The sequence below is a fragment of the Streptomyces sp. NPDC020362 genome, from assembly GCF_040642095.1.
GTDB lineage: Bacteria > Actinomycetota > Actinomycetes > Streptomycetales > Streptomycetaceae > Streptomyces.
On record NZ_JBFAET010000331.1, the window covers coordinates 1 to 5,930 of the forward strand.

General features: G+C 69.7%; 5 protein-coding genes and 1 pseudogene. 1 reads left to right on the forward strand and 5 read right to left on the reverse strand.

Features of this window, described 5'->3' with window-relative positions; translation table 11 throughout:
- A pseudogene (locus AB0H32_RS46095) lies at window positions 1-217 on the reverse strand (5,10-methylenetetrahydrofolate reductase); the annotation flags it as partial.
- A 4-nt stretch (window positions 218-221) separates the two neighbouring features.
- Window positions 222-1,892 carry a choline dehydrogenase gene (gene betA / locus AB0H32_RS46100; RefSeq protein ID WP_361135024.1) on the reverse strand — a complete coding sequence of 557 codons (1,671 nt, stop codon included), beginning with the start codon at window positions 1,890-1,892 and terminating at the stop codon, window positions 222-224.
- Window positions 1,893-2,047: 155 nt separating this feature from the next.
- Between betA and AB0H32_RS46105 the strand changes: the two genes are divergently transcribed.
- Window positions 2,048-2,845: an IclR family transcriptional regulator gene (locus tag AB0H32_RS46105; RefSeq protein ID WP_361135027.1), complete on the forward strand. Its 798-nt coding sequence runs from the start codon at window positions 2,048-2,050 to the stop codon at window positions 2,843-2,845.
- Window positions 2,846-2,908: 63 nt separating this feature from the next.
- On the opposite strand, the gene AB0H32_RS46110 is transcribed toward AB0H32_RS46105, so the two are convergent.
- The 3 genes from AB0H32_RS46110 to AB0H32_RS46120 form a co-directional block, all read right to left on the reverse strand.
- A complete protein-coding gene (locus tag AB0H32_RS46110) occupies window positions 2,909-4,042 on the reverse strand; it encodes an aromatic ring-hydroxylating dioxygenase subunit alpha (protein WP_361135030.1) in 1,134 nt (377 codons plus the stop codon).
- A 131-nt stretch (window positions 4,043-4,173) separates the two neighbouring features.
- A complete protein-coding gene (locus AB0H32_RS46115; protein ID WP_361135033.1) occupies window positions 4,174-5,337 on the reverse strand; it encodes an FAD-dependent oxidoreductase in 1,164 nt (387 codons plus the stop codon).
- On the reverse strand, window positions 5,334-5,696 hold the full coding sequence (locus AB0H32_RS46120; RefSeq protein ID WP_234515333.1) for a bifunctional 3-phenylpropionate/cinnamic acid dioxygenase ferredoxin subunit: 363 nt from the start codon (window positions 5,694-5,696) through the stop codon (window positions 5,334-5,336). The genes AB0H32_RS46115 and AB0H32_RS46120 overlap by 4 nt, the downstream gene beginning before the upstream one ends.
- Between the last annotated feature and the right edge of the window lie 234 nt (window positions 5,697-5,930).

Below are 5,930 nucleotides of genomic sequence, written 5' to 3' on the forward strand. Positions count from 1 at the left end.
GCAGCCGCGCGGGCACGTGCGGGACGACACGGTAGCCATGTGCCACAAGCCGCTCGGTGAGGCCGAGGGTCGGCTCCAGGCCCTTGACCGGCGACGCCGTGACCGTGACCACGACGTCGCGCGGGACATGGGCGAGGACCTTCTCCTCGGTCGCCTTCGCCGGCAGCACCTCGTAGCGGACGCGACTCAGCAGCGCCCGCAGGGCCTCGGCGCCCAAGGCCCTACCCGGCCTGCTTCTGGGCGTCGCGGTGGCGGTAGTACGCGGCCTTGGAGGGCGCCTCCGGCTCCTTGCCGAGGATCAGGTCGGCCGCCTTCTCGGCGATCATCATCACCGGCGCGTAGATGTTGCCGTTGGTGACGTACGGCATCACCGAGGCGTCGACGACCCGCAGCCCCTCCAGGCCGTGCACCCGCATGCTGAGCGGGTCGACGACCGCCATCTCGTCGGTGCCCATCTTGCAGGTGCACGAGGGGTGCAGGGCGGTCTCGCCCTCCTTGGCGACCCACGCAAGGATCTCCTCGTCGGTCTCGACGGAGGGTCCGGGCGAGATCTCGCCGTCGTTGTAGGGGGCGAGTGCCGGCTGGTTGAGCAGCCTGCGGGCCACGCGGATCGCCTCGACCCACTCCCGGCGGTCCTGCTCGGTGGAGAGGTAGTTGAAGCGCAGCGCCGGGTGTTCCCGCGGGTCCTTGCTCTTGATCTTCACGGAGCCGATGGCGTCGGAGTACATGGGTCCGACGTGCACCTGATAGCCGTGGCCGCCCGACGGGGAGGAGCCGTCGTAACGGACCGCGACCGGCAGGAAGTGGAACATCAGGTTGGGGTAGTCCACGTCCTCGTTGCTGCGGGCGAAGCCGCCGGCCTCGAAGTGGTTGGTCGCGGCCGGACCCTTGCGGAAGAGCCACTGGAGCCCGATGAAGGGGGCACGCCACTTCGCCATGTACGGCTGCATGGAGACGGGCTGCTTGCAGCCGTACTGGACGTACACCTCCAGGTGGTCCTGCATGTTCTCGCCGACGCCCGGCAGGTCGTGGACGACGTCGATGCCCAGGGCGGACAGCTCGGCGGCGTTGCCGACGCCGGAGAGCTGGAGCAGTTGCGGGGAGTTGATGGCGCCGCCGCACAGAATGACTTCCTCGGCGCGGACCTGCTGGACGGGGCCCCGGCCGCGCCGGTACTCGACGCCCACGGCCCGCTTGCCCTCGAAGAGGACCTTGGTGACGAGGGCGCGGGTGGTGACGGTGAGGTTGGGCCGCTTCATGGCGGGCTTGAGGTACGCCTTGGAGGCCGACAGCCGGCGACCGCGATGGACATTCCGGTCGAACTTTGCAAAACCTTCCTGCCGGTAGCCGTTGACGTCGTCGGTGGGGGCGTAGCCCGCCTCCTGGGTGGCCTTGAGGAAGGCGCCGAACAGCGGGTTCGTGGCGGGGCCGCGCTCGAGGACGAGGGGGCCGTCGTGGCCGCGGAACTCGTCGTCGGGGTCGGCCGCGAGACAGTTCTCCATCCGCCGGAAGTACGGCAGGCAGTGCGCGTAGTCCCAGGTCTCCATCCCGGGGTCGGCGCCCCAGCGCTCGTAGTCCATGGGGTTGCCGCGCTGGAAGATCATGCCGTTGATGCTGCTGGAGCCGCCCAGTACCTTGCCGCGGGCGTGATAGATGCGCCGGCCGCCCATGTGGGGCTCGGGCTCGGACTCGTACTTCCAGTCGTAGAAGCGGCTGCCGATGGGGTAGGTCAGCGCCGCGGGCATGTGGATGAACACGTCCCAGGGGTAGTCGGACCGGCCCGCCTCCAGCACGAGCACCCGGTTTCCGGGGTCGGCCGAGAGTCGGTTCGCCAGTGCGCTGCCGGCTGATCCACCGCCGACGATGACGAAGTCGTAGTGCAGGGGAGCCATGGTGCCTCGTCTCGCTCGCTCGCGCCGTCGATACGCGAGGCATGCTAATACGGGTATCGCTATACGCACTAGGTTGCGAACCGCGCAACTTGCAAGGTCTTCGTTTCCGCCGGGTTACTTGCAGGTGCGTTGTTTACTGCGCGTATAGTTCCGCTATGAGCAACTACAGTCCGGATACCGAAACGAACAGCTCGCAGTCCGGCGGGGTGCAGTCCGTCGACCGGGCCATCAGCGTCCTCGAGATCCTGGCCCAGCGCGGCGAAGCGGGCGTGAGCGAGGTGGCCGCCGAGATCGATGTTCACAAGTCGACCGCGTTCCGTCTGCTCGGCGCCCTGGAGGCGCGCGGTCTCGTGGAGCAGTCGGGCGAGCGCGGCAAGTACCGGCTCGGCTTCGGCATCGTACGCCTGGCCGGGGCGGTCACGGGACGTCTCGACATCACCCAGCAGGGCCGTCCGGTCTGTGAGCGCCTCGCAGAGGAGATCGGCGAGACGGTCAACATCGCCGTCATGCAGGAGCACTACGCGATCAACCTCTACCAGGTGCGCGGCCCGGCCGCCGTCGCCGCGCACAACTGGGTCGGCGAGCTGACCCCGCTGCACGCCACCTCCAGCGGCAAGATCATGCTGGCCCACCTGCCCGCCAAGGAGCGCGCCGCACTGCTGACGGATGCCGGCCTGAAGAAGGTGACCCCCCACACGATCTCCTCGAAGGCGAAGCTCGAGAAGAACCTCGCCGAGGCCCGGGAACGCGGCTACTCCTGGACGCTGGAGGAGCTGGAGATCGGGCTGCACGCCATGGCCGCGCCGATCCGCGACCGGGAAGGCCAGGTCATCGCGTCGATCAGTGCCTCCGGGCCCTCGTACCGCTTCACCGAGGAGCGCATGCACGAGCTGGCTCCGGTGCTGGTCAAGGGTGCGGAGGAGATCAGCCACCGCATGGGGTACCTGGGCTGAGCTCACCGGTACGCCCGCCGAGCGGCCCGCGTGCGCCCGCGCGGGTCACGGGCATCACCTGCGCTACTCCGGCTGCCGCGTACCGAGACGCTCCTGCACCCAGTCGTGGAAGGCGCCGATGTGGTGCTCACTGGGGACGAGCACACCGCCCTTGGCGTACAGCCGCGAGCTCATGCCGGGCTGGGTGCGCTCGCAGGCGTCGAAGTCCTGGCGGTTGACCCGGTCGAAGAGCTCCACGGACCGGCTGACGTCCTTGCCGCTCTCCACCACACCGGGCAGGTAGAGCCAGTCGCACTCGACGACCGTGCGGTCGACGGCCACCGGGTACATGCGGTGGAAGATCACGTGGTCGGGCACGAGGTTGATGAAGACCTGCGGCTTGATCGTGATCGCGTAGTACCGGCGGTCCTGCTCCTCGGACACCCCCGGGATGCGGTCCAGGCCCTCGGAGCCGTCGACGGTGAAGCCCTGGATCTCCGCCCCGAACTCGGCGCCGTGGCCGACGTAGTACTGGGCGGCGTAGCCGTCGGCGAACTCGGGCAGGACCTCGGTGAGTTCGGGGTGGATCGTGGCGCAGTGGTAGCACTCCATGAAGTTCTCGATGATGAGCTTCCAGTTCGCCTTGACGTCGTAGACGATCCGCCGGCCCACCGAGAGGTTCGCGATGTCGTAGCGCTCGATCGACTCCACGTCGCCGAGACGGCCGACGACCTCGCCGACGACGTCCTCCTCGAAGGAGGGCGGGTTCTCCGCCAGACAGACCCAGACGTAGCCGAGCCATTCCCGGACGGCCACGCTCACCAGGCCGTACTCGGTGCGGCCCACGTCGGGCATCTTGGTGAGGTTGGGTGCCGCGACCAGCTTGCCGTCGAGGTCGTAGGTCCAGGCGTGGTACGGGCACTGGAAGGCACGCTTGACCTCGCCCGTTCCATCGGTGCAGAGCTTGGCTCCGCGGTGCCGGCAGACGTTGAAGTAGGCGCGGATCGAGTTGTCCCGGGCCCGGGTGACGAGGATGCTCTCGCGGCCCACGTCGACGGTGCGGAAGGCTCCGGGCTTCGGCAGGTCCGATGCCCGCGCGACGCAGAACCACATCGCCTCGAAGATGCGCTCCTGCTCCTGGGCGAAGATGCCGGGATCCGTGTAGGCGGAGCCGGGGAGGGTGGCGATCAGGCTGTCCGGCAGGTTTGTCGAGGTCAACGCTGCACTCCTCGGGAAACGTCGTGGAAAGGTCAGTCACGCGCCGGGAAGAGCGACTTCGAACGGCGTTGTGTATGAAGCAACGCTGCGTGTTATGTGCAACGCAGCATGAGAGGTCGCAAGCACGGGTGTCAAGACGCGGCGGCGGCGAACTGCTTGCGCCACCGGGTGAACAGCCGCGGTTGGTTCATCCCGAGCACGGCGACCGGTCTGCCGGCCTGCCGGTAGACGGCCAGGAAACTACGGTCGTCGGTCGTACCTTCCTCGACCGTCACGCTGTCGGCCCCGGCGGCGTGGCCGACGAACTGGATCTTCACGCCGTACTGATCGGACCAGAAGTACGCAGGCCGGGGCACGCCCGGTTCCGTCGCACCGTGCGCGAGCAGCGTGGCCACGGCCGCGTCGGGCCGCTCCAGCGCGCCGGTCCAGTGCTCGACCCTGCGATGGACGCCGGTGTGCGGGTCGTACCAGTTGGCGCAGTCGCCCACGGCGACCACCCCGGCCAGGCTGGTGCGGCCGTCGGCACCGCACTTCACGCCGTTGTCGAGTGCGACCCCGGACCCCTGCAGCCACTCGACGCAGGGACGCGCGCCCACACCGACGACGACGGTGTCGGCCGGGACACTGCGGCCGTCCTCCAGCAGTACGGCGTCCACCCGGCGCTCCCCGCTCAGCCCCTTGACCCCCACCCCGCACAGCAGCCGTACGCCGTGGTCCGCGTGGAGGGCGGAGACGATGCCGCCCATGGCCTCGCCGAGCGGTCCGGCCAGCGGTGTCGGCGCCGCCTCGATCACGGTGACGTCGAGGCCGAGAGCGTGGGCCGTGGAGGCGACCTCGGCGCCGATGAAGCCGCCGCCGATCACCACCAGCCGTCCGCCCCGGGCCAGTTCGTCCCGCAGGGCGCGGGCGTCGTCGAGGGTGCGCAGCGCGTGGACTCCGGCGAGGCCCTCGGTGCCGGGCAGGGTACGGGCGACCGCGCCGGTCGCGATGACCACGCCGTCGGCGCGTACCTCCCGGCCGTCGCCGAGCCGGATCGCCCGCTCGGTGCGGTCGAGTCCGGTGGCGCGGACGCCGAGCACCCACTCCGCCCGGAGGTCCTCGCCGTCCCTCTCCAGTGCCAGATCCGCTTCGCCGATGGCACCGGCCAGGAATTCCTTGGACAGCGGCGGCCTGTCGTACGGGCGGTGGGGCTCGTCGCCGATGACGACCAGCCGACCGTCGTACCCCCGTTTCCGCAGTGAGCGCGCGGCCGACAGACCGGCCAGCGAGGCGCCCACCACGGCCACGGTCCTCACGCGGGGCCTCCGGCCAGGCGGGAGGCGATGCACGGCGGCAGGTTGGGCGCCTCCGTGGACAGCCGCACGTAGACAGTTCCGTCCTCGACGACGACCTCGTGCGTGCGGACCGGGAGCTTGGCCGGCGGGGCGTCCACGGCTCCGGTCCTCAGGTCGAACTTCGAGGCGTGCAACGGGCATTCCACCTCGCAGCCCTCCAGCCAGCCGTCGGCGAGCGAGGCGTCCTGGTGGGTGCAGGTGTCGTCGATGGCGAAGAGCTCGCCGTCATCGGTGTGGAACACCGAGACCGGCGGGTCGATGTCGAGCCGGTGGGCCTCGCCTCGCGGCAGATCCGCGAGACGGCACGCGGGAATCATCATGACACCTCGGTGCGTATAGCGAAACGGATTGCGATTAGCGCAACGCCAGTCTGGAGGCCGCGCTAAAGCCTTGTCAAGGCGTCCAAGGGTCGGTTTGAAGCGGCTTCGACGGCGGTTTTCCAGGCACGCCGAAACACCCCGGACAACTCGGCGCGCGCGTGCGGCTCGGCGCGGGCGTGCCCGAGGACGTGGCGCGGGCCGCCGCCGCGCCGCTCCTGGAGGAGCGGGACGAGG